Origin of the sequence: Nocardioides bizhenqiangii (genome assembly GCF_034661235.1) — a bacterium.
GTDB lineage: Bacteria > Actinomycetota > Actinomycetes > Propionibacteriales > Nocardioidaceae > Nocardioides > Nocardioides bizhenqiangii.
In genome coordinates this window covers 4366094-4392167 of the sequence record NZ_CP141059.1, presented here as the reverse complement: position 1 = coordinate 4392167, position 26074 = coordinate 4366094, and the positions used below count along the sequence as shown (strand labels likewise).

The 26074-nt window shown below is 71.5% G+C and carries 26 protein-coding genes; 15 read left to right on the top strand and 11 right to left on the bottom strand.

What is annotated here, in order from left to right:
* Positions 1-82 precede the first annotated feature (82 nt).
* From SHK19_RS21275 to SHK19_RS21260, 4 genes are all read right to left on the bottom strand, one after another.
* Positions 83-655, bottom strand: a complete 573-nt coding sequence (locus SHK19_RS21275) for a TIGR03086 family metal-binding protein (RefSeq protein ID WP_322937399.1) — start codon at positions 653-655, stop codon at positions 83-85.
* Between the two features lie 3 nt (positions 656-658).
* Positions 659-1675 carry a sigma-70 family RNA polymerase sigma factor gene (locus tag SHK19_RS21270; protein ID WP_322454395.1) on the bottom strand — a complete coding sequence of 339 codons (1017 nt, stop codon included), beginning with the start codon at positions 1673-1675 and terminating at the stop codon, positions 659-661.
* 202 nt (positions 1676-1877) lie between these two features.
* The gene (locus tag SHK19_RS21265; protein WP_322937398.1) at positions 1878-3434 is read right to left on the bottom strand and encodes a glycerol-3-phosphate dehydrogenase/oxidase; all 1557 of its coding nucleotides are present in this window, start codon (positions 3432-3434) and stop codon (positions 1878-1880) included.
* Positions 3431-4060: a TetR/AcrR family transcriptional regulator gene (locus SHK19_RS21260; protein WP_322937397.1), complete on the bottom strand. Its 630-nt coding sequence runs from the start codon at positions 4058-4060 to the stop codon at positions 3431-3433. Before SHK19_RS21260 ends, SHK19_RS21265 begins: the two co-directional genes overlap by 4 nt.
* 17 nt (positions 4061-4077) lie before the next feature.
* Between SHK19_RS21260 and SHK19_RS21255 the strand changes: the two genes are divergently transcribed.
* The 3 genes from SHK19_RS21255 to SHK19_RS21245 are packed head-to-tail and all read left to right on the top strand — an operon-like array spanning position 4078 to position 7540.
* Positions 4078-5682 (top strand): FAD-binding oxidoreductase, encoded by a 1605-nt coding sequence (locus SHK19_RS21255; protein ID WP_322937396.1) that lies wholly within the window; start codon positions 4078-4080, stop codon positions 5680-5682.
* On the top strand, positions 5679-6599 hold the full coding sequence (locus tag SHK19_RS21250) for a diacylglycerol/lipid kinase family protein (protein WP_322454399.1): 921 nt from the start codon (positions 5679-5681) through the stop codon (positions 6597-6599). Before SHK19_RS21255 ends, SHK19_RS21250 begins: the two co-directional genes overlap by 4 nt.
* A gap of 23 nt (positions 6600-6622) precedes the next feature.
* A complete protein-coding gene (locus tag SHK19_RS21245) occupies positions 6623-7540 on the top strand; it encodes a DUF6910 family protein (RefSeq protein ID WP_322454400.1) in 918 nt (305 codons plus the stop codon).
* Here SHK19_RS21245 and SHK19_RS21240 read toward each other — a convergent pair.
* Complete coding sequence (locus SHK19_RS21240) at positions 7508-8233, bottom strand: pirin family protein (protein WP_322454401.1); 726 nt, start codon at positions 8231-8233, stop codon at positions 7508-7510. The two genes, SHK19_RS21245 and SHK19_RS21240, sit on opposite strands and share 33 nt — an antisense overlap.
* A gap of 16 nt (positions 8234-8249) precedes the next feature.
* On the opposite strand from SHK19_RS21240, the gene SHK19_RS21235 reads away from it, so the two are divergent.
* Complete coding sequence (locus SHK19_RS21235) at positions 8250-9602, top strand: GH1 family beta-glucosidase (protein WP_322454402.1); 1353 nt, start codon at positions 8250-8252, stop codon at positions 9600-9602.
* Positions 9603-9622: 20 nt separating this feature from the next.
* Here SHK19_RS21235 and SHK19_RS21230 read toward each other — a convergent pair whose 3' ends face one another.
* Positions 9623-10765 (bottom strand): MalY/PatB family protein, encoded by a 1143-nt coding sequence (locus tag SHK19_RS21230; protein WP_322937395.1) that lies wholly within the window; start codon positions 10763-10765, stop codon positions 9623-9625.
* A gap of 36 nt (positions 10766-10801) precedes the next feature.
* A complete protein-coding gene (locus tag SHK19_RS21225) occupies positions 10802-11365 on the bottom strand; it encodes a TetR/AcrR family transcriptional regulator (protein ID WP_322454404.1) in 564 nt (187 codons plus the stop codon).
* Between the two features lie 50 nt (positions 11366-11415).
* Between SHK19_RS21225 and SHK19_RS21220 the strand changes: the two genes are divergently transcribed.
* A complete protein-coding gene (locus SHK19_RS21220) occupies positions 11416-12279 on the top strand; it encodes an alpha/beta hydrolase family protein (protein ID WP_322454405.1) in 864 nt (287 codons plus the stop codon).
* Here the strand turns inward: SHK19_RS21220 and SHK19_RS21215 are convergent.
* The 3 genes from SHK19_RS21215 to SHK19_RS21205 all read right to left on the bottom strand — a co-directional run bounded on the left by SHK19_RS21215 (position 12276) and on the right by SHK19_RS21205 (position 16265).
* On the bottom strand, positions 12276-13568 hold the full coding sequence (locus SHK19_RS21215; protein ID WP_322937394.1) for a hypothetical protein: 1293 nt from the start codon (positions 13566-13568) through the stop codon (positions 12276-12278). The genes SHK19_RS21220 and SHK19_RS21215 overlap by 4 nt on opposite strands.
* Before the next feature lie 130 nt (positions 13569-13698).
* Positions 13699-15729 (bottom strand): NADPH-dependent 2,4-dienoyl-CoA reductase, encoded by a 2031-nt coding sequence (locus SHK19_RS21210; protein WP_322937393.1) that lies wholly within the window; start codon positions 15727-15729, stop codon positions 13699-13701.
* Entirely contained in the window at positions 15726-16265 is a 540-nt protein-coding gene (locus tag SHK19_RS21205; RefSeq protein WP_322937392.1) for a PadR family transcriptional regulator, read from the bottom strand. The genes SHK19_RS21210 and SHK19_RS21205 overlap by 4 nt, the downstream gene beginning before the upstream one ends.
* A gap of 90 nt (positions 16266-16355) precedes the next feature.
* Here SHK19_RS21205 and SHK19_RS21200 point away from each other — a divergent pair, with 90 nt between their 5' ends.
* From SHK19_RS21200 to SHK19_RS21185, 4 genes are read left to right on the top strand one after another with little or no spacing between them, the layout of a single operon-like run.
* On the top strand, positions 16356-17240 hold the full coding sequence (locus SHK19_RS21200) for an ABC transporter substrate-binding protein (protein WP_322937391.1): 885 nt from the start codon (positions 16356-16358) through the stop codon (positions 17238-17240).
* Complete coding sequence (locus tag SHK19_RS21195; protein WP_322937390.1) at positions 17237-18106, top strand: amino acid ABC transporter permease; 870 nt, start codon at positions 17237-17239, stop codon at positions 18104-18106. The genes SHK19_RS21200 and SHK19_RS21195 overlap by 4 nt, the downstream gene beginning before the upstream one ends.
* Entirely contained in the window at positions 18103-18861 is a 759-nt protein-coding gene (locus SHK19_RS21190; protein WP_322937389.1) for an amino acid ABC transporter ATP-binding protein, read from the top strand. The genes SHK19_RS21195 and SHK19_RS21190 overlap by 4 nt, the downstream gene beginning before the upstream one ends.
* Positions 18858-19628, top strand: coding sequence for a 2-phosphosulfolactate phosphatase (locus tag SHK19_RS21185; RefSeq protein WP_322454412.1), 771 nt, complete (start codon positions 18858-18860; stop codon positions 19626-19628). The genes SHK19_RS21190 and SHK19_RS21185 overlap by 4 nt, the downstream gene beginning before the upstream one ends.
* Before the next feature lie 3 nt (positions 19629-19631).
* Here SHK19_RS21185 and SHK19_RS21180 read toward each other — a convergent pair whose 3' ends face one another.
* Complete coding sequence (locus SHK19_RS21180) at positions 19632-20153, bottom strand: CAP domain-containing protein (protein ID WP_322454413.1); 522 nt, start codon at positions 20151-20153, stop codon at positions 19632-19634.
* Positions 20154-20235: 82 nt separating this feature from the next.
* Here SHK19_RS21180 and SHK19_RS21175 point away from each other — a divergent pair, with 82 nt between their 5' ends.
* The 6 genes from SHK19_RS21175 (at position 20236) to SHK19_RS21150 (ending at position 26074) form a co-directional block, all read left to right on the top strand.
* Positions 20236-22230 carry a M13 family metallopeptidase gene (locus SHK19_RS21175; RefSeq protein WP_322454414.1) on the top strand — a complete coding sequence of 665 codons (1995 nt, stop codon included), beginning with the start codon at positions 20236-20238 and terminating at the stop codon, positions 22228-22230.
* Positions 22227-22979, top strand: coding sequence for a hypothetical protein (locus tag SHK19_RS21170; RefSeq protein ID WP_322454415.1), 753 nt, complete (start codon positions 22227-22229; stop codon positions 22977-22979). The genes SHK19_RS21175 and SHK19_RS21170 overlap by 4 nt, the downstream gene beginning before the upstream one ends.
* Positions 22980-23074: 95 nt before the next feature.
* The gene (locus tag SHK19_RS21165) at positions 23075-23332 is read left to right on the top strand and encodes a hypothetical protein (protein WP_322937388.1); all 258 of its coding nucleotides are present in this window, start codon (positions 23075-23077) and stop codon (positions 23330-23332) included.
* Between the two features lie 155 nt (positions 23333-23487).
* Positions 23488-24099: a GrpB family protein gene (locus SHK19_RS21160; RefSeq protein ID WP_322937387.1), complete on the top strand. Its 612-nt coding sequence runs from the start codon at positions 23488-23490 to the stop codon at positions 24097-24099.
* A 355-nt stretch (positions 24100-24454) separates the two neighbouring features.
* Entirely contained in the window at positions 24455-25159 is a 705-nt protein-coding gene (locus SHK19_RS21155; RefSeq protein ID WP_322454418.1) for a calcium-binding protein, read from the top strand.
* A gap of 288 nt (positions 25160-25447) precedes the next feature.
* Complete coding sequence (locus SHK19_RS21150) at positions 25448-26074, top strand: hypothetical protein (RefSeq protein WP_322454419.1); 627 nt, start codon at positions 25448-25450, stop codon at positions 26072-26074.

Below are 26074 nucleotides of genomic sequence, written 5' to 3'. Positions count from 1 at the left end.
GCGTCACGGCTTCGCAAGCTCAGCCGTGGCGCTACTCGACCTTCAGGCGTGTTCCGAGTCCGTCCTCGTGCCTCGGACGGCCTCAGCGCCTTCCCAGCAGGGCGAGCAGCCGCCGGGCGGGACCGGCGTCGGCCGGGACCGGGACGGGCGGTCCGAACTCGCCGTCGTGCTCGAGGGCCAGAGCGAGCGCGGTGGGCAGCAGCTCCTCGGCGAGCCCCTCGGGGATCGGCAGGCCGGCGCCCGTCGTACGACCCACGTCCCAGCCGTGCACGGCGATCTCGACCGCGGCCAGTCGCGAGATGGTGCCGACCGGCATCGGCCGCCCGCCGACCTCGACCTGCGGCGTGGTCGCGGCGGCCCACGCCCCGAGCAGGCCGCACGCCTTCGTCTGCAGCGTGCCGAGCCGCTCGTCGAGCGGTGCCGGTGCGGCACTGCGCAGGCTGATCGCGCCGGTGGCACCCTCGGCGAACGCGTCGAGGGAGTCCTCCATGTGGGCGAGCAGGTCGCCGAGGCGCCACTGGTCGCACGGTGTCGGGAGGCAGAGGTGGGCTGGAGTGACGGTGGCCAGCGTGCTGCGGGTGTACCCGAGCGCGCGCTCCAGGAGCTCCACCCCCGGGTCCGACGAGCTGGGCGGGGGACCGGGGAGAGCGCTCATGGGTCAGCCGGTCGGAGCCTGGTCGGTCGCGCAGTCGGGTTGGTAGTCGGCTGGGAGCCGCTCGGGCAGCCCGAACCGGCGGAAGTGCTCGGCGCCGAAGAACGCCGTGACGTGCCGGACCTTGGTGCCGACCACGTCGAGCACCTGCATGTGGAACGGCTCGAAGTGGCCTTCGGGCTGCCGCATGTAGAGGCCGAACGCCGGCTGGCCGTTGGCCACCGTGCGCAGCATCGGCATGTCGTGGACGCCGCCGGGGCACTTCTTGTCGATGAGCTCGCCGATGTTGGCGGCCCCGCGGTAGTGGTTGAGGAAGGGCGGCATGTCCCAGGTGGCGTCGTACTGCAGCAGCTTGACGATCCGGTCGATGTCCTTGGCCCAGAACGCCTCGAGGTAGGCGTCGAGCATCAGCTGCTTCGCATCGTCGAGGTCCTGCTCGACGGTGTCGGGAGTGAGGCCGCGCTCGTCGAGCTGGGCGTGCGCCCGCTGGAGCGCCGAGTTGACCGCTGCCGTCGTGGTGTCGAGCGCGGTCGCGGTCTCGGCCGCCGACCACCGGAGCACGTCGCGCAGGATGAGCACCGCGCGCTGCCGGGCCGGCAGGTGCTGCAGCGCGGCGACGAACGCCAGCCGGATGGTGTCGCGCTCGGCCACCTCGACCGCCGCGTCGGGGATCGGCTCCAGCCACGGGATGTCGGCGTCCGACTCCAGCGCGTCACCGGCGATCGAGTCGGCGGTGCCGAGGCCGGCAGGCAGCGGCCGGCGCGGCCGGCCCTCGAGGTTGGTCAGGCAGACGTTGGTGGCGATCTTGTAGAGCCAGGTGCGGACCGAGCTGCGGCCCTGGAAGCTGGCTGAGGCCTTCCAGGCGCGGAGGAACGTCTCCTGCACCAGGTCCTCGGCCTCGTGCACCGATCCGCTCATCCGGTAGCAGTGCGCCATCAGCTCGCGCTGGTAGCGCCCGGTCAACGTGTCGAAGTCCGCGAGCTCGTCGTGCCCCGTTGTACGCCCAGCCAGCTGCTCGGTCACCGTCGTTCCCATCGCCTACCCCCGGATGCTCTTGAGTCTGCCTGATGGGTCGACCCGCGCCAACCGGAAAACTCATCGCTCGGTGGCCCTGCCGATCCAAATTCTCCGCGAATCGGGGGAGTCTGCCCGCCGAATCCGGGAACCTTGCACGTCCAACCGGCCCGCTTGGACGTGCAAACTCCCTCGATTCGCGAGGAAATCCCTACCGATTCGCGGCGACGGCCAGTTCGAGCGCGCGCTCGGCGGCGGGTACCGCGCGGAGCCGGTCGGCGGGGACGAGCCCGACGCGGGTACGGCGGTCGAGCAGGTCGGCGACGTCGGCTGCGCCCTCGTGGGTGACTCCGAAGACGAGCTCGGCGAGGGTGACGGGGATGGTCTCGTCGATCGGCGCGAGCAGCTCGTCGTCGGGGAGGCCGGTCGCGGCGCGGGCGGAGTCGAGGACGAGCGCGGCGTCGACGCCGAAGCGTCGTACCAGCCGGGCGTGGCCAGGGGTCTCTGCGCGTTCGACGAGCTCGGCCAGCCGGGGTCGGGACGCGGCACCGGTGAGCGGCAGGGTGGCGGTGACGCACGGTCCGGCGCGGAGACCGGCGTGGGCCACCGCGGCGTCGACGGCGTCCTCGGCCATCCGGCGGTACGTCGTCAGCTTGCCGCCCACGATGGTGACGACGCCGGTGGGGCTGGTGAGCACGGCGTGCTTGCGGGAGAGGTCGGCGGTGCTGTCGTCCCCCGTGTCGAGCAGCGGCCGTAGGCCGGCGAAGGCGCCCACCACGTCGCTGCGGCGCAACGGCCGCGAGAACGACGCGGCGACGACGTCGAGGAGGAAGCCGATCTCGACCTCGGTCGGCTCGGCGACGTCCGGCACAGGGCCGGCGGCCGGCTCGTCGGTGAGGCCCACGTAGATCTGGCCGTCCGGCTGGGGGAGCACCAGCACGAACCGGTTGCGCTGCCCGGGGATCGGCGCGAACACCGCGACGTCGAGTCCCGGCAGGGTGTCGCCGCGCAGCACCAGGTGGGTGCCACGGGAGGGTCGCAGCCGGATGTCGTCGACGACGTCGCCCGCCCAGACGCCGGCGGCGTTGATCACGGTCCGCGTGCGCACGGTGGTGGTCGCCCCGGTGAGCTGGTCGCGCAGGGTGACCTCGGTCCCGGTCGCGGCGACCACCCTGGTGTGCGTGTGGACGGCGGCGCCCCGGTCGGCCGCGGTGCGGGCAATGGTCGCGACCAGTCGGGCGTCGTCCTCGAGCTGGCCGTCCCACCCGAGGACGGCGCCGCGCAGCCCGTCCGTACGAAGGGTCGGCGCGAGTCGACGGGTCTCGGCGGCGGTGAGCCGGCGCGGCTTCGGGAGGGTGTCGGCGCTGGTGCGCGCCGCCCGGCGCAGCAGGTCGCCGCCGAACAGAGCGGCCCGGGTGAGCGCACCCATCGGGCGGGTCACCCCGGGCGCGAGCGGCACGATCGTCGGGAGCGGCCGGGTCAGGTGCGGTGCAGTGGTCTCCATCAGGATCCCGCGTTCGACCGCGCTCTCGTGGGCGATGCCGACCTGGCCGCTCGCGAGGTAGCGCAGCCCGCCGTGCACGAGCTTGGAAGAGAAGCGCGACGTGCCCCAGGCGAGGTCGAACGCGTCGACCGCCAGCACGCTGAGGCCGCGGCTGGCGGCGTCGAGGGCGACGCCGGCTCCGGTCACACCGAGACCGACCACGACCACGTCGACGGACTCGGGGACTCCGGCGAGGCCGGGCGTGATCCTGCTGGGAGTGGTCATCGGTCAGCACCTTCAGGAGTCAGGAACCGGGTGACGAGGAGCCGCAGCTCCTCGTCGAGCTCGGCGGGAGCGACCGCGTCGTCGGTCATGGTGTGGGCGGAGAGGACGAAGCCGTGCGCAGCGAGTACGACGGCGCGGGCCAGCGCGGCGGTGTTGCCGGCGCGGATGGTGCCCGTCGCCTGGCCGGCCTCGAGGTCCGCGGCGAGCAGGCCGAGGATCAGCTCCTGCGAGCGGCCGCGTCGGGCCAGCAGGTAGGGGAGGATCAGCTCGGGGTCGAGCTCCACGATCCGCACGAACAGCTCGTTGTCGCGCAGCACGGTGACGGCGCGGAGCACGCCCTCCGCGATCCCGGTGGGCGTGGGGCCGGTCTTCTCGTCGTACTCCCTCGTCGGCTGGGTCGACGCCAGCAGCTCGCCCCACTCGCGGGTCATCAGGTCGCCGAGCAGCTCCTGCATGTCCGACCAGGTGCGGTAGATCGTCATCCGCGACACACCCGCCCGGCGGGCCACCTCGGTGAGGGTCGTCCGCCGCCAGCCGACGTCGAGGATGCACGCGCGCGCGGCGTCCAGATAGGAGTCCCGCGGGCTGTGCTCCGTCTCCGCGAGGTTGTGACGATGTGACGACATATGTCACACTGTAACACATGACAGAGATCAGCCACGACCTGCTCCAGCCCGAGATGCCGCCGACGCGGTGGGGCGATCCCGCCCACGCCGGTCCGCTTCCGGACGGAGTGCGCGACCTCGTCGGCCTGGTCTTCCCGCTCTCCGACACCCCCGCCGCGGCCGACGTCGCGGTCCCCGCGCCGCAACTCGCGCCCGACCTGGTGGCGGGGCTGCGCGCGGTCGTCGGTGAGGAGCACGTCGTGCTCGACGACGCCGTACGACGGCAGCGCACCCGCGGCAAGTCGACGCCCGACCTGCTGCGCCAACGCGCCGGCGACCTGGGCGACGCCCCCGACGTGGTGGTGCGTCCCGATGACCACGACGACGTGCAGGCCGTGCTCGACTTCGCGCAGCAGCACCGGGTCGTCGTCGTCCCGTTCGGGGGCGGCACCGCCGTGACCGGCGGACTTGCCCCGGACCGGGAAGGCTTCGCCGGCGTGGTGTCCCTCGACCTCGGCCGGATGCGCAGCCTGGTCGCGCTCGACCCGGTCTCCTCCACTGCCACCCTCGGGCCCGGCCTCCGCGGTCCCGAGGCCGAAGCACTGCTCGCCGAGCACGGGCTGATGCTCGGCCACTTCCCCCAGAGCTTCGAGTTCGCGACCATCGGCGGGTTTGCGGCGACCCGGTCCAGCGGCCAGTCCAGTGCGGGCTACGGCCGGTTCGACGCGATGGTCGTGGGCCTGCGGGCGGCGACGCCGAAGGGCGAGGTCCGGCTCGGCGGCACCTCGCCGTCCAACGCCTCCGGTCCCGACCTGCGCGAGCTCTTCCTCGGCTCCGAGGGCGCCTTCGGCGTGATCACCGAGGTCACCGTCCGGGTGCGACCGCTGCCGGAGGTCAAGGAGTACGAGGGCTGGCAGTGGCCGTCCTTCGCGGCGGGTGCCGACGCGATGCGCGCGCTCGCCCAGGGCGACCTGATGCCGACCGTCCTGCGGCTCTCCGACGAGAACGAGACCGCCATCAACCTGGCCCGTCCCGACGCGATCGGCGGCGAGGGCAGCGCTGGTGGGGGCGGCTGCCTGATGATCGTCGGCTACGAGGGCACGACCGCGGCGGTCGCGGCGAAGAAGGCCGCGGTCACCGCGGCCCTCACCGATCTCGGCGGGACGCCCCTGGGTGCCGAGCCCGGTCAGGCGTGGGTGGCCGGCAGGTTCAACGCGCCGTACCTCCGTGACTCGCTGCTCGACGTCGGAGTCCTCGTCGAGACCCTGGAGACGGTCACCTTCTGGTCCAACCGCGAGCGGCTCTACGCGGCGGTGAAGGCAGCGCTGGAGGGCGCGCTCGGCGACGGCACGATGGTGCTCTGCCACATCTCCCACGTCTACGCGACCGGGTGCTCGCTCTACTTCACGGTCGCTGCTGCCGGTGGCGAGCAGCCGCTGGAGCGGTGGCTGAAGGCGAAGGCCGCCGCCAACGACGCGATCGTCGCGAGCGGCGCCTCGATCACCCACCACCACGCGGTCGGCACCGACCACCGCGGCTGGCTGACGCCGGAGATCGGCGAGGCCGGCGTGGCCGTGCTCCGCGCCGTCAAGCGCGAGCTCGACCCTGCGGGCATCCTCAACCCGGGGGTGCTGATCCCGTGACCTCCAGGTCGTTCACCTTCCTCGTCAACCCGAACTCCGGCGGCGGTACGGCGCCGAAGGTGGTCCTGCCGCTGGCCCGAAGGCTGCGCGAGGCCGGTGCCGAGGTCGAGGTCAGCTACACGTCCTCGGCGGCCGTCGTACCCGACCTGGTCAAGGTGGCCGCGGCCGCCGGCCGGGTGGTCGTGTCGGTCGGGGGCGACGGGATGCTGTCGTCGGTCGCCGGTGCCGTCGTCGACGCCGGCGGCGAGCTCGCGGTGATCCCGGCCGGGCGTGGCAACGACTTCGCGCGGATGCTCGAGGTGCCGAGCGACGAGGACGCGCAGGTCGCGCTGCTGCTCGGCGGGAAGCCCACCCCGGTCGACCTCCTGTCCGTCTCGATGCCGGGGCGCCCGGCGGTGCTGGTCGCCGGCTCGGTCTACGCCGGCGTCGACGCACGCGCCGCCGAGATCGTCGACCGGTCGCACTGGCTGCCGAACCGGCTGCAGTACCCGATCGCGTCGATCCGCGCCCTCGGCACCTACCGTCCGGCCGCGCTGACCGTCGAGATCGACGGCCGGCGCACCGAGCACCGCGCCGCCAACGTGGTCATCGCGAACTCCCGCTTCTACGGCAAGGGCATGGACATCGCACCCGATGCCCGCATCGACGACGGCGTGCTCGACGTGGTCGTGATCGAGGCCGCCGGTCGGGTCGACCTGATCCGCTCGCTGCCCAAGGTCTACGACGGCGCTCACGTCGCGCTGGCCGCGGTCAAGGTGCTGCGGGGCACGCGGGTCACCGTGTCCGGCCGGTACGACGGCACCGCCGCGCCCGTCCCCGTCGGCGCCGACGGGGAGTCCCTCGGCGACCTGCCGGCCACCGGCGAGCAGCCGCTGACCGTCGAGATCCGGCCCGGGGCGGTCAAGGTCCTGCGCTGAGCCGGAGCAGGGAGACTGGCTCCGTGCAGATCCACGTCGAGGGCGTCGATCGGCTCCGCCTTGCTGACGGATCGCCGGTCCGGGCCGCCTCCGCGGTGACCCCGTTCGGGGACGGCTTCCTGGTCGCGCAGGACGACGCGACGCACGGTGCCTGGTTCCGCAGCAGACCGGCGGACGCCGTCCGGCTGCTCCCGGCGGTCGACGGGCTCGACGTGTTCGAGAACGCGTCCGGCACCAAGCACCTCAAGCCCGACCTCGAGGCTGCGTGCGCGGTCGATGTTGACGGGGCGCCGGCGGTGCTGCTGCTGGGCTCGGGGTCGCTCGCGGCCCGGATGCGCTGGTCGCTCCTGCGGTTGGTCGCCGGTCGGCCGGAAGCGCTCGTGACCGACATGGCTCCGCTGTACGCCGCGGTGGCGGACGCGTTGGCGATCCCTCCCGAGGTGCTCAACCTGGAGGGCGCCTGCCTGGTCGGCGACGTGCTGCGGTGGTACCACCGCGGAATCCCGGCCGCCGGCGTGCCCGCCGGCAGCGTGGATCTGGAGCCGGCAGCGGCGGTCGCGGCGGCGCTCGGCAGGACACCGCCGGGCAGCGTTGCGGTGAGCAACCCGAGGCACTACACCCTGGGGGAGGTCGACGGAGTCGGGCTCGGGATCACCGACGCCGTCGCGCTCGCCGACGGGACCGTCCTGCTCAGTGCCGCCGCCGAGGACAGCCCGAACCCGCGCGATGACGGCCCGGTCGTCGGCTCCGCTCTCGTCCGCCTCGACGACCACCTCGTGCGCGACATGACGCCGCTCCCTCTCGTCGACGGCCGCGTCTGCAAGGTCGAGGGCCTGATGGTGCTCGACGCGGATCCGGTGTCCACCCGGCTGCTGGCCGTCGTCGACGTCGACGAACCGGACGTGCCGTCACTGGCGATGCGGCTCCGGGTGCGCCACTGACGGTCCGAACGACCACACCAGCAGCTCGGTCGGCATCGCGGCCGTCACCTGGTGGCCGGGCTCGTCGACGAAGCAGAAGGCGTCGCCGGTGTCCAGGGGCGCGGCCAGCGACGAGCGCATCAGCCCACCCGACACGACGTAGGCGTGCACTCGGGCGGCGGCGGGCAGGATCAGCTTCTCGCCGGCGGCCAGCCGGGCGACGGCGTACGACGCGCCGGCGACGCCGACCGCGAGCTCGGATCCGACCCCGGCGATCGGCACCAACCCGGCGCCCTCGACCGCGCCCGCCGCGGACCCGCGGGCGTAGCCCGGAGCGGCGCCGACCTGGTCGGGCCTCAGCCACACCTGGACGAACCGCGCGGCACCGTCCGTCGCCGCCACCTCGCTGTGCCGGACCCCGGTGCCCGCCGACAGCACGGCGACCTCACCCGCCCGCAACGACCCGGACGTGCCCAGGGAGTCGGCGTGCACGAGCGACCCGGAGACCACGTAGGTCACGATCTCCAGGTCGGAGTGCGGGTGCTCCTCGAAGCCCCGTCCGCTGCCGAGCAGGTGGTCGTCGTGGCAGACCATCGGCCCGAACGACAGCCACTCCGGGTCGTAGCGGGCGCCGAACGAGAACGCGTGCTGCGTACGGCGTCCCGGCTCGCGCTCCACGAACCGGCTCGAACTCCTGCGGATGTCTACGGTCACAAGGCAGGATTGTGCCGTGACAGCCGGGGAGCAGGGACCACGGCTGCCCGCCGACTTCCGCTTCGGTACTGCCACCTCGGCGTACCAGATCGAGGGCGCGGTCGCCGACGACGGCCGTGGCCCCAGCGTGTGGGACACCTTCTGCGCTGAGCCCGGTCGGATCGCCGACGGCAGCAGCGGCGCTGTCGCCTGCGACCACTACCACCGGGTCGACGAGGACGTCGCCCTGTTGGCGGACCTCGGAGCAGGCGGCTACCGGTTCTCGATCTCGTGGCCCCGGGTCCAGCCGACCGGCTCCGGCGCGGTCAACGCCGCGGGCCTCGACTTCTACGACCGACTGGTCGACAAGCTGCTCGCCATCGGGGTGCAGCCGATGGTGACCCTCTTCCACTGGGACCTGCCGCAGGCACTCGAGGACGACGGCGGCTGGCTCAACCGGGCGACGGTCGAGCGGTTCGCCGACTACGCCGCGATCGTCGGCGCGCGGCTCGCGGACCGCGTCGAGCACTGGATCCCCGTGAACGAGCCGAGCGTCGTCACGACGCTCGGCTACGCGACCGGGTTGCACGCCCCCGGCAAGACCCTGATGTTCGACGCGATGCCGGCCGCCCACCACCTGCTGCTGGGCCACGGCCGGGCGGCGATCGCACTCCGCGCCGCCGGCGCGCCGAGCGTCGGCTGCGCCAACAACCACGCGCCGATCTGGCCCGCCTCCGACGACGACGCCGACGTCGGCGCGTCCAAGCTGTTCGACGCGGTGTGGAACGGCATGTTCATCGAGCCGATGCTGCTCGGCCGCTACCCGAGGGACCTCGAGCCGCTGCTCGAGGACGTCGTCGACGACGGGGACATGGCCACCATCCGTCAGCCGCTCGACTTCTACGGCGTCAACTACTACACGCCGTTCCGGATCGGCGCGGCCGCCGAGGACGCACCGATGCCGTTCGAGTTCCGTCCGGTGATGGGATATCCGACGACCGACCTGAACTGGTCGGTGGTGCCCGACGCACTGCGCGAGTGGCTGATCATGTTCCGCGCCCGGCTCCGCGCCGCCGTACCCCCGATCTACGTCACCGAGTCGGGCTGCGCCTACAACCAGGGCCCGGACGACGCCGGTGTCGTCGACGACCAGGCGCGGATCGACTACCACTCCGCGCACCTGACCGCGGTCGCCGAGGCGCTGCGGATGGGCGTCGACGTCCGCGGCTACTACGCGTGGTCGCTGCTGGACAACTTCGAGTGGGCCGACGGGCTGGTGCCGCGGTTCGGGCTGGTCCACGTCGACTACGAGACCCAGCAGCGCACCAAGAAGCGCTCCTTCCAGTGGTACGCCGATCTGGTCGCCGCCACCAAGGCCAGCAACGACTAGCCACGTTGGCCGAGCCTTGGTCAGGCCAGCGCCTTCGCCATCCGGCGCACGATCTCGGTGAGCCGCTCGGGGCTGGTGGCGATGTTGAGCCGCACGTGGCCGGGGAGGTCGGGCTGGTAGTCGTGGCCGGGCGCGAGCCGAACCCGGCCGTGCTCGAGCGCCACCGCAGCGGGGTCGTCGTGGCGGTAGGCCCGGAGGTCGATCCAGGCGAGGAAGGTCGCCTCGAGCGGCCGCATCCGCGCTTCGGGAAGGTGCTCGGCGAGCAGGTCGACGAGCAGGTCGCGCTGCGAGGAGAGCCGGCCGCGGAGGGCGTCGAGCCAGTCGTCGCACGCGGTGTAGGCGGCGATCGACGCGACCACGCCGAGGGGTGACCAGGAGTCGTTGCGTGCCATCGGGACGTTGCGGAGCCGGTCACGGGTGGCGGGGTCGGGCGCGACGATCTGGGCGCACTTGAGGCCCTGGGTGTTGAACGCCTTCGACGCCGCGACCACCGCGACGGCGTGGTCGGCGGTGCCCTCCAGGGAGAGGTAGGGGACGTGGGGCGGTGAACCCTCGTGGACGAGCGGCGCGTGGATCTCGTCGGAGACGACGCGCGCGCCGTGACGTCGTACGACGTCGCGGATCCCCTCCAGCTCGCCGCGGGTGAAGACCCGGCCCCACGGGTTGTGCGGCTGGGTGAGCAGCAGCGTGCGCGCGCCGTCAGCGAAGAGCCGGTCGAGCGCGCCGAGGTCGATCTCGGCCCGCTCGGCATCCGGGTCGACGACCAGGTCGACCCGCTGCCGTCCGGTGATCTCGGCGATCGACAGCTGCGGCGGGTAGCCGGGGAGCGGCATCACGACCGGCCGGGGTTCGGAGAGCACGTCGAGGGCCAGCCGGACGCCGGCGGTGACGTCGGCCGTCGGGATCACGTCGACCGGGTCGACCTCGTGGCCGAACTGCCGGCGGGCGAAGCCGGCGTACGCCGCTCCCAGTGCGCCGCCCTGCTCGAAGTCGGGGTAGCCGGTGAGCCCCTTGGCGACCGCGTCGCCCAGGGCCGCGGCGATCGGCGGCGCCCAGGCGTAGTCGCTCTCGGCGACCCAGGCCGGGAGCACGTCCGGGTCGACCAGGCCCCACTTGCAGGGCAGTGCGTATCGGAGCTCGTCGTCGGTGCGGTCCACGATCACGTGGTCCAGCGTAGGTGCGTGTCGAGGCCGGGGTGGCTACCGACTTCCGACGGCGGCGTCGACCAGGTGGTGAATCTCCTCCATCGTGTCCCGCAGCGGTCCGATCGACTTCTCCGCCTGGCAGAGCGCGATCGCCCCCTCGATGGCGGCGACGATGAACATCGCGAGCCGCGACGTGCGCCCGGGGTCCACGCCGGCGTCCGCGAGCACCGCGGCCAGGGTGGTCTGCCACGACTCCAGCACCTCGGTCGCGACGTCGCGCAGGGCCTCGTCGTCGGCCGTCGCGACCGCGAACACCGGACACCCCGAGAGGAAGTCGGTGGCCTCGAGCTGGTTGCGCCACTCGTCACCGAACGCGTCGAGCGCGGCGACCGGCCCCCGCTCGCGGCCGACCTCGATCCGCCGGGTGACCGCTGCGCCGATGGTGCGGACCGCCTCCTCGACCAGCTGCTGCCGGCCGCCGGGGAAGTGGTGGTACGTCGACCCGAGGGGGACGCCCGCCTCCTTGGCGAGGTCCCGCAGGCTCATCGCCCCGACCCCACGGGTGCCGATCATCAGCGCGGCGCCGTGGATCATCCGGGTCCGTGTGTCGCGTGCCACAGGGCTCATCCTATTGCCTTCGCTATGACAGTTGTCATAAACTCCACGACATGAACTATGACACTCGTCATAACACGAGGCAAATCACGAGGCAAGCGGTCACCGCAGACGACGGTCGCGCGCTGCCGATCACCACGTTCGAGCCGGAGGGTCAAGCACGCGGCGTCGTGCTCGTCGTACCGGCCATGGCGACGCCGTCGTCCTACTACGCCGCCTTCGCCACCCACCTCGCCGAGCGCGGCTGGCGGACGGTGACCTTCGACTACCGCGGCACGATGAGCCGGGCCGAGATGAAGGCCGAGACGGCCGACGTCGACCGCTGGTTCGCCGACGTGCGCGCCGTCCTCGAGGCGGTCGCCGACGACGCCGGCGGCCTCCCCGTCACCTGGGTAGGCCACAGCCTGGGCGGCCAGATGGTGCCCTTCGTCGAGCACAACAGGCTGGCCTCGGTCATCACGGTGAGCGCCGGCGACGGCTACTGGCGGCGCAACCAGCCGGGGGTGCGATGGATCGCGCCGCTGATCTGGACCGCGATCGCGCCGGCGGCGATCCGGGTCGCGGGCTACTACCCCGGCGACCGGCTGCGGATGATCGGCGACCTGCCGGGAGGTGCGATGCGGCAGTGGGCGCGCTGGTGCCTGCACCCGGAGTACCTCCAGGCCGACCACCCCGAGGCGCCCGCCCTCTTCGCCGAGGTGAAGGCGCCGATGATGTCGCTGTCGTTCACCGACGACGAGCTGATGAGCGCGGAGAGCGTCAAGCACCTCCACGACTGGTACTCCTCCGCCGACATCGTCCGCCAGCGGTTCAGCCCCGAGCAGCTCGACGGCCGCCGGATGGGCCACCACGGCTTCTTCCGGCAGGCGAACGCCGACCTCTGGGACGAGCTGGTCGAGCCCTGGCTGGCGGGCTAGGACGTCTGCCTGACCGTCCGCGGGTCGACGACCGACTTGTCGCGGCGCGCTCGGCCGGTGGGCATCCGCTTCGCCCCGGATCCCGACGGGACGAACATGCGGGTGCCGCGCTCGTCACCGGACTTGGCCGTCTCGACCTCCACCGGGTGGACTCGGGCGTAGTCGTCGCGCCGGACTCCGGTGACCTGCCACGAGACCTTCAGGCCCGCTCTGCCGCCCGCGATCTGGAACCGGCCGTCGCGGATCTCGCGCGCGACGTAGACCGGTGCATGGCCGCCGACGCAGGTGAGCTGGTAACGGAAGTCGGCGTTGAGCTTCGACACGTACGCCGGGAGCGCGACGGTGGCCTCCCCGCCGGCGTCGAGGACCACCGTGCCGTCGTAGACGGTCTTCCGGTCGGGTGACTCGACGCCCGCGTGTGTCAGCCACCGGTTCTCTGGGTCGAGCGGGTGGTCGATCCGCGTTGTCGAGCCGGACTTCGTCACGGTGCCGGTGACCTCGACGTTGCCGTCGAAGTAGCCCGCGGGATTGCCGTCGGCGAAGATCCCGGTCGAAACGCTGATGGCGTACAGGCCGTACTGGGCGCCCGAGCCGTAGCACCCGATCTCGCCGCTGCCGTACACCGCGTAGAAGCCGTCGGCGAACAGGCCGTACTGGTCGCCGTCCCCCCGGAGCCCGTACGAATCGGCACCTGTGCCCACCCCTTGCACCCCGATGGGGCCGCTGCCGCGGACGCCGATCTCGTCGCCGTTCGCCCGGACGCCGAACGTGCCGGTGGCGAACACGCCCTGGGTGGAGGTCCCGTTGCCTTGGGCCCAGACGCCGCCGCCCTTGCCGCTGAACCAGCCTCCGAAGCCACCGGCCTTGGTGGCGATGCCGCGGAACGCGCCGGCCGTTGCTCCCGTCCCGGTGTGGGTGGCGCGGACGACGCCCCCGCTGCGCGCCACTCCCTCGACGTCGAGCAGCGTCCCCGGGTCGGTGGTGCCGATCCCCACCCGGCCGTTGGCCTGCACCCGCATCCGCTCGGCCGGGGTCCCGCCCGCGGTCGCTGTGGTCTTGATGATCAGCGGCGCGGGATTCCTGGTGCCGATCCAGTTGCTGCCGGTGGTGGAGACGTTGGTGTTGCCGCCGAGCCTCCAGGGATCGGTTCCGGGCGCCGCCGTCGCGCGGGACGAGACGGCGGCCTCGGAGAGGCCAGCGATGGCGGCACCTCCGGGCACGGCCAGCAGGAACCTGCGCGGGAAGCGGCGCTCGGCCTCGGCGGACGCGTTTGGGGCGGGACGGTTCATGGGAGCTCCTCGGTTCGGCGCGGATGTGCCTCACCGACGCCGTCGCATCCGTTCGGCGCATCGAGCATGCACCGATCCGGACAGCCGAAGGAACGTTTTCGCTCGTTGCGAGAGCGATTTGACACTAGATCTAGAGGGCGGCGGCCACCTCGGTGCCCTGCCTGATCGCGCGCTTGGCGTCGAGCTCGGCGGCGAGGTCGGCGCCGCCGATCACGGTCCGGTCGGGAGCCACCAGGTCGCGGACGGACTCCTGGCCCGCGCACAGGACGACGTGGTCGGCCTCGATCACCTCGGGCGCGCCGTCGACCGTGAGGTGCACGCGCAACCGGTCGCCTGCGGCGGTCGGCTCGATCCGGTCGTACGACGCGCCGCTGACCAGGCGGACCTCGGACTGCTTGAGCACGGCGCGGTGCGCCCAGCCCGACGTCTTGCCGAGGCCGATGCCGATCGGCGTGGTCTTGCGCTGGATGAGGGTGACCTCGCGCTGCGGCGCGCGCGGCTTGGGCTCGGTGATCCCGCCGCGGTGCAGGCTCGGGTCGGCGACGCCCCAGTGGGCCATCCACTCGTCCGGCGTCTCGCCGGGGTCGTGGGTCAGCCACACCGACACGTCGACGCCGACGCCCCCGGCCCCGATCACGGCGACCTGGCGACCGGGCACGACGTCGCCCGCCAGCACCTGGTCGTAGCGCAGCACGAGCGGGTGATCGACGCCCGGGATCGCCGGGATCCGCGGCTTGACGCCGGTGGCCAGCACCACGTCGTCGTACGCCGCGAGGTCGGCGTCGGTCGCCTCGGTGCCGAGTCGTACGTCGACTCCGAGCACCTCCAGCCGGCGGCGGTAGTAGCGCAGCGTGTCGCGGAAGTCCTCCTTGCCGGGGACCCGCATCGCGAGCTTGAACTGGCCGCCGAGCTCGTCGGACCTCTCGAACAGGGTGACGGCGAGCCCACGCTCCGCGGCGGAGACCGCGGTGGCGAGGCCGGCCGGTCCGGCGCCGACGACGGCGACCGACTTTGCGAGCCGGGTCGGCCGGAGGACGAGCGTCGTCTCCCGGCAGCCGCGCGGGTTGACCAGGCACGACGCCTTCTGGTTCTTGAACACGTGGTCGAGGCAGGCCTGGTTGCAGGCGATGCAGGTGTTGATCTCGTCGGCGCGGCCCGCGGCGGCCTTGTTGACGAACTCGGCGTCGGCCAGCAGCGGACGGGCCATCGAGACCAGGTCGGCCTTGCCGGACGCGAGGATCTCCTCGGCGGCCTCAGGGGTGTTGATCCGGTTGGACGCGCAGACCGGGACGGTCACCTCAGCCTTGAGCCGGGCGGTGTGGTCGACCCAGGCCCCCCGCGGCACCTGCGTGATGATCGTGGGCACCCGGGCCTCGTGCCAGCCGATGCCGGTGTTGAGCACGGTGACGCCGACGTCCTCGAGCCGGTGAGCGAGCTCGACGACCTCCTCCCAGGTCTGGCCGTCCTCGACCAGGTCGAGCAGTGAGATCCGGTAGACGATCGGGAAGTCGCCCGCGACCAGCTCGCGAGCCCGCCGCACGATCTCCACGGGGAAACGCATCCGCTTCTCGACCGAGCCGCCCCACGCGTCGGTGCGGTCGTTGGTGCGGGGAGCGAGGAACTGGTTGATCAGGTAGCCCTCGGATCCCATGATCTCGACCGCGTCGTAGCGCGCCTTCTCCGCCAGCGCGATCGCCCGGGCGAAGTCGGACACGGTCCGGTCGACGCCCTTCGTCGACAGCGCGCCAGGCTGGAACGGCGTGATGGGCGACTTCCGCGCCGACGCGCTGACGCTGAGCGGGTGGTAGCCGTAGCGGCCCGCGTGCAGCACCTGCAGGGCGATCGCGCCGCCCTCGGCGTGGACGGCGTCGGTGACCTGGTGGTGCCGCATCGCCTGCAGCCGAGTGGTCATCTCGGACGCCAGCGGCTTGAGCCAGCCGCGCTTGTTGGGCGAGTAGCCGCCGGTGATGATCAGGCCGACACCGCCGCGGGCTCGCTCGGCGAAGTACGCCGCGAGCTTGCCGGTGTTGAGTGCGCTGTCCTCGAGGCCGGTGTGCATTGAGCCCATGACCACGCGGTTGCGCAGCGTGAGCCGGCCGAGCGTCAGCGGCTCCAGCAGGTGGGGGTACGCCGTCGCGGGGTCGGTCGTCGAGGTGTTCATCGATGTGCCTCCAGGTACTCGGTCAGCCACGCGACCCAGGTCTCCTCCATGAGGATGCCGCCGCGCAGCACGAGGTACTGGTCGAGCTCGAGCCCGGCCTGCGCGGACTTGTCGGGTGGTCTCGGGTAGTCGCGCTTCATCAGCTGCCGGTAGTGGTGGAGCCGGGTGTGGTGATCGGCCAGGTGTGCGCGCACCGACTCGAGCACCGCAGCGCGGTCGCCGAAGGAGGCACCGCGCAGCTTCACCGCGAGCGCGCTGCGCAGCGGTGCCTCGGGGGTCGGCTCGGCCAGCCAGTCCGCGAGCGCGGTCTCGCCGAGGGGCGTGACGTCGTAGACCTTCTTGTCGGGCCGGCCCTGCTGGGCGACGGTCTCGACGCGCACCCAGCCGTCGCCCTCCATCCGCCCGAGCACGCGGTAGATCTGCTGGTGCGTCGCGCTCCAGAAGAACCCGATGGAGCGGCCGAACCGCCGGGCGAGCTCCAGGCCGGAGGCCGGCTGCTCGCGCAGCGCGACGAGGAGGGCGTGCTCGAGGGCCATGGACGGAGTGTGACCGACCTATGCAACGAGTTGCAAGCATTGCCCGGGTGATGTGGCCCACGTCGGCTTCGGCGTCGCTACGATCGCGCCATGCGCCTGCTCCGTGACCACCGCACGCTCGTCGCTCTCGCCGCGATAGGGCTGGCCGCCGCCGCGACTTCGTGCTCGCCCGAGGACGAGGCAGATGACAACACCGGCGAGGTCGCCGAGTCCGCGGACGAGTGCGCGGTCGAGGACCTGCCGCTGAAGGAGGAGGGGGTGCTGACCATCGGCACCGACTCCCCGGCGTACGAGCCGTGGTTCGTCGACAACGACCCGAGCAACGGCAAGGGCTTCGAGTCCGCGGTGGCCTACGCCCTGGCCGAGGAGATGGGCTTCGCCAAGGACGACGTGAAGTGGATCAAGGTCGGCTTCAACAGCCTGGCCAAGCCGGGGGACAAGGACTTCGACTTCGACATCAACCAGGTCTCGATCTCGCCGGAGCGCGACAAGGTCGTCGACTTCTCCGAGGGCTACTACTCCGCCGCCCAGGCGGTGATCGCGCTCAAGGGCAGTCCCGCTGCCGAGGCCACCAGCCTCGACGACCTCAAGGACCTGAAGCTCGGCGCCCAGACCGGTACGACGTCGCTCACCGCGATCCGGGAGACCATCCAGCCCGACGAGGACCCGGCAGTGCTCGACGACACCAACGTCGCCAAGCAGCAGCTCCAGAACGGCCAGCTCGACGCGATCGTCGCCGACCTGCCGACGGCGCTCTACATCAGCGCGGTGGAGATCCCGGACTCCACGCTGGTCGGTCAGTTCCAGGTCGAGAGCGGCCAGACCGAGGAGTTCGGCCTGCTCTTCGAACAGGGCAACGAGCTGCTTCCGTGCGTCAACCTGGCGCTCGAGAACCTCAAGGAGGACGGCACCCTCGCCGACATCGAGCAGCAGTGGCTGTCCGCCGACGTCGTGAGCGTGCCTGAGCTGCAATGACGGGGGCCGAGGCGCCCCGGGAGGGCTGGTCGCCGAGCCAACGGGAGCTGGAGCGCCGTCGCGCTCGGGCGCGACTGACCCGCAACCGGATGGGGTTGGCCACCCTCGCGACCATCGTCGTGATCGGCGGGCTGGCCGCCGCCGTGCTCCTCTCGCCGGGGTGGCCCCGCGTGCGGGAGTCCTTCTTCGACGGCTTCCACGCGCGGGAGTCGTTGCCGGCGATCGTCGACGGTTTCTGGATCAACGTGAAGATGTTCCTCATCGCCGAGCCGATCATCCTGGTCATCGGGCTCGCGATCGCCCTCGCGCGGAGCTCCCGGTCGCCGCTGCTGGTGCCGTTGCGCGGCATCGCGGTCGTCTACACCGACGTGGTGCGCGGCATCCCCACGCTGCTGCTGGTCTTCCTCTTCGCGTTCGGCATGCCCGCGTTAGAGCTGCAGGGTCTCCCCGACGGCGCGTTCTTCTGGGCGACGGTCGCGTTGGTCGTCTCCTACTCCGCCTACGTCGCCGAGGTGTTCCGGTCCGGCATCGAGTCGGTGCACCCGTCGCAGGTGCTCAGCGCCCAGGCCCTTGCGCTCTCCCGCGGCCAGGCGATGCGCTACGTGGTGGTGCCCCAGGCGACCCGGCGCGTCGTACCGCCGTTGCTCAACGACTTCGTCTCCTTGCAGAAGGACACCGCTCTCGTCGCGTCGGTGTCGATCTTCGACGCCCTCTTCACCGCGCGCGACTACGCCAACTACAACTTCAACTACACGCCGTACGTCGTCGTCGCCTGCTTCTTCGTCGCGATGACGGTGCCGCTGGCGCGGCTGTGCGACTGGCTCGCGGCGCGGGTGGCCCGGCGCGAACGGGCGGGTGCGCTGTGAGCTCACCGCCCGAGAGGACCACCCCTGTCGTCGAGGTGCGCAACGTGCGCAAGACGTACGGCGACCGCGTCGTGCTCGACGACGTGTCGCTGACCGTCGAGACCGGCGACGTCGTGTGCCTGATCGGCTCGTCCGGCTCGGGAAAGTCGACGCTGCTGCGTTGTCTCGACCTGCTCGAGGACGTCGACGACGGCGTCATCGAGTTCGAGGGTCGCGAGATCTCCGACCCGCTCGTCGACCCGCGCGAGGTACGTCGCTCGATCGGCCTGGTGTTCCAGGCCTACAACCTGTTCCCGCACCTGTCGGTGCTCGCCAACTGCACCCTCGCGCCGAGGAAGGTGCACGGCGTGTCGAAGGCCGAGGCGGAGGCGACGGCCACCGGTCTGCTGGAGCGGTTCGGGCTCGGTGAGCACCTCCACAAGCACCCGGACCGCCTGTCCGGCGGTCAGCAGCAGCGGGCCGCGCTGGTGCGGGCCCTGTGCACGAGCCCGCGGCTGCTGCTGCTCGACGAGATCACCGCCGCGCTCGACCCTGAGCTGGTCGGCGACGTGCTCGACATCGTGCGCGACCTCGCCGAGGGCGGCACGACGATGGTGCTCGCCACCCACGAGATGGTGTTCGCTCGGGACATCGCGACGCGGGTCTGCTTCCTCGACGGCGGCCGGATCGTCGAGAGCGGTCCGCCGGAGCAGGTGCTGGTGGCGCCCGAGCAGGCCCGCACCCGGGAGTTCCTGCGGCGGGTCCTCCCGGGATGACTCCCGCTCAGGAGGCTGCCCACGGGCAGGAGTCGTACGACGTGCGCCTCGACTGGGGCCCGACCGGTGGTGCCGCGGTGTCCCGTGGGGCCGACGTCGCGGTCGTCGTCGACGTGCTGTCGTTCACCACGACGCTCGGGATCGCGGTTGCGCAGGGGACCCGCGTCTACCCGTTCCCGTGGAAGGACGAGCGGGCGGCCGCGTTCGCCGCCGAGCAGGACGCGGTGCTGGCGGTCGGGCGGTTCGAGGCGGCCGGGCTCGCCGATCCGCCGCCAAGCCTGTCGCCCGCGCAGCTGCTGACCTCCGCCCCTGTGGACCGGCTGGTGCTGCCGTCTCCCAACGGCTCGACGATCTGCGCCGCTCTCGCGGACGCCGTCCCGACCGTCGTCGGAGCGTCGCTCCGCAACCGCAGCGCGGTCGCGCGCTGGCTGGCGCCGCGGCTGGCGGACGGTGCGGTCGTCGCGTTCGTGCCCGCGGGCGAGCGGTGGCCGGACGGCTCGCTGCGGCCGGGGCTCGAGGACCTGTGGGGCGCGGGCGCGGTGCTCGCCGCACTCGACCTCGCCGGCCTGCGGGTGAGTCCCGAGGCGGGCCATGCCGCGGCGTCGTACGGCACCGTGGCGGGTGACCTCGCAGCCGCCCTGGACGCTTGCGCCAGCGGCCGGGAGCTGGCCGAGGTCGGCTACGCCGCCGACGTTGTGGCGGCCGCCGCGGTCGACGCCGACGCCGTCGTACCGGTGTTCACCGGCGACGGGTTCGTCGCCGGCTGACGGTCACCGGTAGCCGAAGTCCTGGGTCCAGTACGGCGTGCCGGTGCGGGCGTAGGCGAGCCCGACACCGATGTGCCGGAACCGGCAGTTCAGGATGTTCCTGCGGTGGCCGCGGCTGTTCATCCAGCTCCGCATCACGGCGCGGGCGGTGGTCTGACCCGCTGCGACGTTCTCGCCCCATCCGCTCCAGTCGTAGCCGGCGCGCCGCAGCCTGGTGCCGACGCCGGGCTCGCCCGGCAGCTGGTGGGAGAGCGTGCCGTTGCGTCCGCGTCCGGCCATCTTGACGGTGTGGGTCTGGGCGGCGCGGTCGAGCGCGTCGTTCCTCCGCAGCACCGGGCACCCGCGAGCGCGCCGCTTGTTGTTGGTCAGGGTGACGACGCGTTGCCTGAGGAGCTGGACCTCCGATCCCCGGCGGGCCTGGTCGACCCTGTCCCCGTCACCCGAGGGTGTCGAGGTGGCGGTCGAGGCGGGGGCCACTGTGAGCGCCGCAGCGAGCACGAACAGGACTGCCAGTACCTTGCGCATGACGGCCATTGTGGCGTTACTGACCGCGGCCGTCATCCCTTCGCGGGAACGCGCTTCGAACCCTCATCTAGGCTCGACCCTCGTGAGCATCCTCGACGACGCCCGCGAGGGCATGGACACCGACATCCGGCCGCAGGACGACCTCTTCGGCCACGTGAACGGCCGCTGGCTGGTGGAGACGGAGATCCCGTCGGACCGGTCGAGCTGGGGCCCGTTCGTCCAGCTGGCCGACATCTGCGAGCAGCAGGTGCGCGACATCATCACCGAGCTCGCCGACGGCGTCTCGGCAGGCGGCGGCTCGACCGACGCGGGCGCGGTGGCAGACCGGGAGAACGCGCGCAAGATCGCCGACCTCTACAACTCCTTCATGGACACCGAACGGATCGCGACGCTCGGCCTGGGCCCGGTCCGCGCGTTGCTCGAGGCCGCCTCGGGGCTCCGCGACGTCCGCGACCTGGCTGCCTTCCTCGGCGAGTTCGAGCGGGTCGGCGGCTACGGCCTGTTCGGCTCCTACGTCGACACCGACGACCGCAACTCAGACCGCTACCTCTTCCACATCGTCCAGGGGGGCCTCGGGCTTCCCGACGAGAGCTACTACCGCGACGACAAATTCGCCGAGATCCGCGACGCCTACGTCGACTACCTGGCCAAGCTGCTCGCCCTCGGCGAGCACCCCGACGCCGAGGGCGCGGCGCAGCGGATCCTCGCCCTCGACACGGAGCTGGCCAAGGGCCACTGGGAGCGGGCCGAGACCCGGGACGTCCAGAAGACCTACAACCTGCGCACCGGCGACGAGCTGAAGGCGATGTGTCCCACCTTCGACTGGGACGCCTACGTCACGAACCTCGGCGGACACCTCACGGGTGAGCACGCCACGATCGCCGAGGTGTGCGTGCGGCAGCCGTCGTACCTCGAGCACCTCTCGACGGTCCTCACCGAGACGCCGATCGAGACCTGGCGGGACTGGATGTACAGCCGGGTCCTGCGGTCCGCGGCGTCGTACCTCCCCGACGAGTTCGTCGAGACCAACTTCGACTTCTACGGCCGCACCCTGTCCGGGACGCCCGAGCTGCGGGCCCGCTGGAAGCGCGGGGTCTCGTTCGTCGAGGGAGCTGTGGGTGAGGCCGTCGGCAAGGAGTACGTCGCCCGGCACTTCCCGCCGGAGTCCAAGGCGAAGATGGACGACCTGGTCGCCAACCTGCTCGCGGCCTACCGGGTCTCCATCGCGGCGCTGGACTGGATGACCGAGGAGACCAAGGAGCGGGCCTACGACAAGCTCGCGACCTTCCGGCCCAAGATCGGCTACCCCGACGAGTTCCGCGACTACTCCGGGCTGCCGGTCCACGCGCACGACCTGATCGGCAACGCCCAGGCGGCAGCGGCGTTCGAGACCGACCGGCACCTGGCGAAGATCGGCTCGCCGGTCGACCGCGACGAGTGGTTCATGCTGCCGCAGACGGTCAACGCGTACTACAACCCCGGCACCAACGAGATCTGCTTCCCCGCGGGCATCCTGCAGAAGCCGTTCTTCAGCCCGGACGCCCACCCGGCCGAGAACTACGGCGGCATCGGCGCCGTCATCGGGCACGAGATCGGCCACGGCTTCGACGACCAGGGCGCGCAGTACGACGGGGCCGGCAACCTCAACGACTGGTGGACACCCGACGACAAGGCCGCGTTCGAGGTGAAGTCGAAGACCCTCGTCGAGCAGTACAACGGCCTGTCGCCGCGGGCGATCCCGGACGAGAAGGTCAACGGCGCCCTGACCGTCGGGGAGAACATCGGGGACCTCGGCGGGCTGACCATCGGGCACAAGGCGTTCGTGATCTCGGAGCACGAGGCGGGCCGCGAGGCCCCGGTCGAGGACCGCCGGCGACTGTTCCTGAACTGGGCCTACGTGTGGCGCACCAAGCGCCGGATCGAGCAGGAGCGCCAGTACCTCACCATCGACCCGCACAGCCCGCCGGAGTTCCGCGCCAACATCGTGCGCAACCTCGACGAGTTCCACGAGGTGTTCGAGACGGCCCCGGGCGACGGCCTCTGGCTCGACCCGGGCGACCGGGTCCGCATCTGGTGAGCGACCGGGTCCGCGGAAAGGCTTACCGACGGAAGGCCAACGGCGAGCTCGCCGAGGATCGCCAGTGGCAGCGGTACCGGCGGCCCTCGGCCGACGACGTCACGCGGGAGAACCGCGACACGTCCGGACAGCCGATCGAGCCACCGGCCCCACCGAACCGGCGCCGACCGGGGGGTCGATGGCTGGTCGGCGTGGCGGTGATCGGTGCGGGAGCCGTCGGGTTCCTCCTACTCTCCGAGGCGGAAGGGCCCGACGGGGAACGAGCGCCCGACCCGCTCCCCGCCGAGGAGCGCTACCGGCCGATCATCGATCAGGCGACGCTGGACGAGGTGGCCGCGGAGCTCCGACGGGCCACCGGCGCCACCGCGGTCCTGGAGGTCTGGATCGACGGCAGCGACGCGATCCGGCTGACCGTCCCGCCCGCGGCCGACGGTGATCTCGCCGAGGAGTACGGATGGGACGGCGCGGTGCTGGAGAAGACCTCAGCAAGCCAACCAGGCGACAGAGTGTCGTTCCCGCTCGACGTGGTCGATCCCGACGTCCTCGTCGAGATCGACGAGCAAGCGCGCTCGCGCAGCGACGGCACGATCAGCGACAGCCGGGCGAGGATCCGCAAGCCGGTCACGGAGTACGACGAGTGGATCTACGTGAAGGTCGACGAGGTCGACCACGGGGGCGTCGCGGTGTGGGCCGATATCGACGGTCAACCCGAGGGTGACCTGGTCCACGAGGACTGGCGCGACGACTGACCACCTCGCGGGACCGCCGGTCTACCTCCGGGGCTACCCGGAGATCTGTCCCTGGGCAGATGCGCCGGACGCCGGGCGGGTGTCTCATGGGAGCCATGAGCCAGACGCCGACGACGTACCAGCCCTACACGCCCGGGCGGCCCGGTCCTGAGGAAGCACCGCGTCAGCCGCGAACCGACGGCGGTCCGAACTGCATGGTCGTCGCGTCGGTCGTCTGCGTCGTGGTCTGGGCGATGTCGGGCTTCGGCTACTTCTGGCCGATCTGGGTGCTGCTGCCGACGCTCCTGCTCGGCGGCGGGCGTTTCCTGCCCTTCGGCGCGAGCTGTCGGCGGATCGAGCGGCCGAAAAATTGAAGTGCCGCCGCAGGAGTCTCGGGTCACCTGCGGCGGCGAGGTAGAAGTTAGTTCGCCTGCGCAGGCTGTGGGGCGGATCTCAGGAAACTGCCGAAGTTTTACCTGAGTGGACTAGTCCGGCGGTGCGGCTTGCGCCTCACGACTACCTTGGCCGCGTGCCTCACCGGATCGACATCGTCACGTTCCACGATCCGCCGGTGCCTGACGGCGCGTCGCCGTGGGTACCCGGAGCCGGCCCGTCGTTCCACATCGATGTGGCGGACTCGGACCCCGCCTGGCAAGGCTGGTTCGACGAGCTCGCCGGCCGGGTACGCCGCGCGCTCGGCTGGCGCGCCCTCGTCATCGAGCACGTGGGGTCGACATCCGTGCCCGGCCTCCCGGCCAAGCCGATCATCGACATCGACCTGGTCGTGGCCGATCCGGCCGACGAGGCGTCGTACCTCCCGGCGCTCGAGGCGGAGGGTTTCGAGCTGCGAGTGCGGGAGCCCTGGTGGTTCGAGCACCGGGTGCTCCGATCACTCGAACCCCGCTGCCACCTCCACGTCTTCGGCTACGACAGCCCAGAGGTGGTGAAGCACCGCCTGTTCCGGGACTGGCTCCGCGGCAACCCCGACGAGCGGGACCTCTACGCGACGACGAAGCGGGATGCCGCGGCCACGGCGAACGAGGCAGGCGAGCACTCGATGCAATACAACGCACGCAAGGAGCAGGTCGTGCGCGAGATCTACCAGCGCGCCTTCCTCGCTGCCGGCCTGCTCGACGGCTGACATCCGCGGTTGCCGACACCCATGTCGGCAGCCCGGCGGTCGAGGAGGTTGCGCTGCGACCGTCTCGAGACCCTCGGGGCCTCTGAGCGCTCGCTGCGGGCACTGCGTGGTTGCGACCGACAGGCTTTGGACGGGGAGTGGGAGGGCTGTTGTAGGTGAGCGACTAGCTGGTGGCCCCAGCGCTAGCCCTGGCCGGGTTTCCCTTCTGCACCGGGCCGTGGGTGACGGGGTCGAGATCCCCGCGCTGGGCTCACCACCAAACGCCCGATAATGCCGATTGGCGGGCGTCCTAGATGGGTTCGGCAGGCTCCCTGGAACTCCTGCACTCCGCCCGAACGAGACATAGTGTCGAACCGTGATCTCCGCTCGGACCGCACTCCTCTTGGCCGCCTCGGGGCTTGTCCTCTTCGCGCCCGCGCTGCCAGCCGTGAGCAACGCCGCCGGCGGCGAGCCCGCGATGTGCGCCGGTCAGGTCGTGACCATCGACCTCAACGACCCGGATGCACCCGACCCCAACCGGGACGACTCGGACGTCGTGCTTGGCACCCCCATCGGGGAACTCATAAGGACTGGCAACGGTGTGGACATCGTTTGCGGGGGTCCCGGTGAGGACGTCATCTCGCTCCACGGAGATGCTCCGGCCGGTGCCCGGGAGGCGGCCTACGGCGGCGCCGGCAACGATCATCTGGTCAGCAGTCCCGGCGATGAGCTGTTGGTCGGCGGCCCGGGTCCCGACGAGGTCATCTACCACTTCAAGTGTGGTCCCGGCTGCACCTATCCCTATCCGCATCATGGGGTCGAGGTCGATCTCCGACTGACCGGACCGCAGAACACCCACGGCCGGGGCTTCGACGAACTCGTCAGCATCGAGTATTTGGGCGGCACGGTTTGGGCCGACGTCCTGCGCGGCAACGCAAAAGTCAACCGGCTCGAGGGCCACTTTGGCAACGACATCGTCAACGGCTTTCGCGGTGCCGACGACCTAGACGGCGGTCGCGGCACTGACCGATGCATCGGCGGGCCGGGACGCGATGAGTACGAATCCTGCGAGCGACGCTGATCTTGGCCGCCCTGACTTCGTGACGAGTCATCCGCTACTGCCGCGCTGCGTGCGCGGCGTGGGCGGATCCTGGACGGCGCGCTTCTAGTAAGGGACGCACGACGGCATCCTCCACTGCAACTACCACCACCACCTCGCCCACGACCCCAACCACACCACCGAACGACTCCCCAACGGCGACATCCGCTACCACCGACGCACCTGAACCAGCGGAGTCTCGAGATCGCGACGTGCCCTCTAATGCCGAGTAGCGGGCACGAACCGCAGTGCTCGTGAGAATGTTCTGCGGTGGAATCCGCCGAGTGGGAAGCGTTGCGGGCCGAACTGGACCGGGCAGGAGTCTCTGGCGCGGAGGACCTGGGCCGGTTCGTCAGCAACGTTGAGTTCTTCGAGGCCTCCGCCTTCGATGAGAAAGCCGCGATGCAGGTGCTCCTCGACGCTCTCCCGCGGCTGGCAGATGCCCGTCTCGTCAGCGCGGTCGCGGGGCACCTTCGTCGTCCGTGGGCGCGTCCGCACGCTTTCGACGGCCTCCTCGGTGCGTTCGACCGGTGGGCCACGGTCGATTCCACCGCGGCGTGGCATCTAGGAGACGCCTTGGGCAGCGCGGCGACCATCGACAGGCTCGATGTCCTTCTCCGGGTTTGCCGGACGCCTGAGTACGGCACTGCTCGCCAGATGCCGGTGCTCGCGCTCGGTCGGTTCAAGAAGTCAGCGGATGTCGCGCCCGTCCTCATTGAGTTGATCCACGACCCAGAGGTCGGGCTGCACGCCATGGGGGCTCTGCGCCGGGTGATCGGAGCATCCGAGGCTCTAGCCCACGTCGAGGAGGTCGAACGCGCTCACCGCGGGACCTCTCTTGGGGACCAGGCTGCGCGTCAGGCGAAGAAGCTGCGGAAAGCTCAGCCCGCCCGCTAA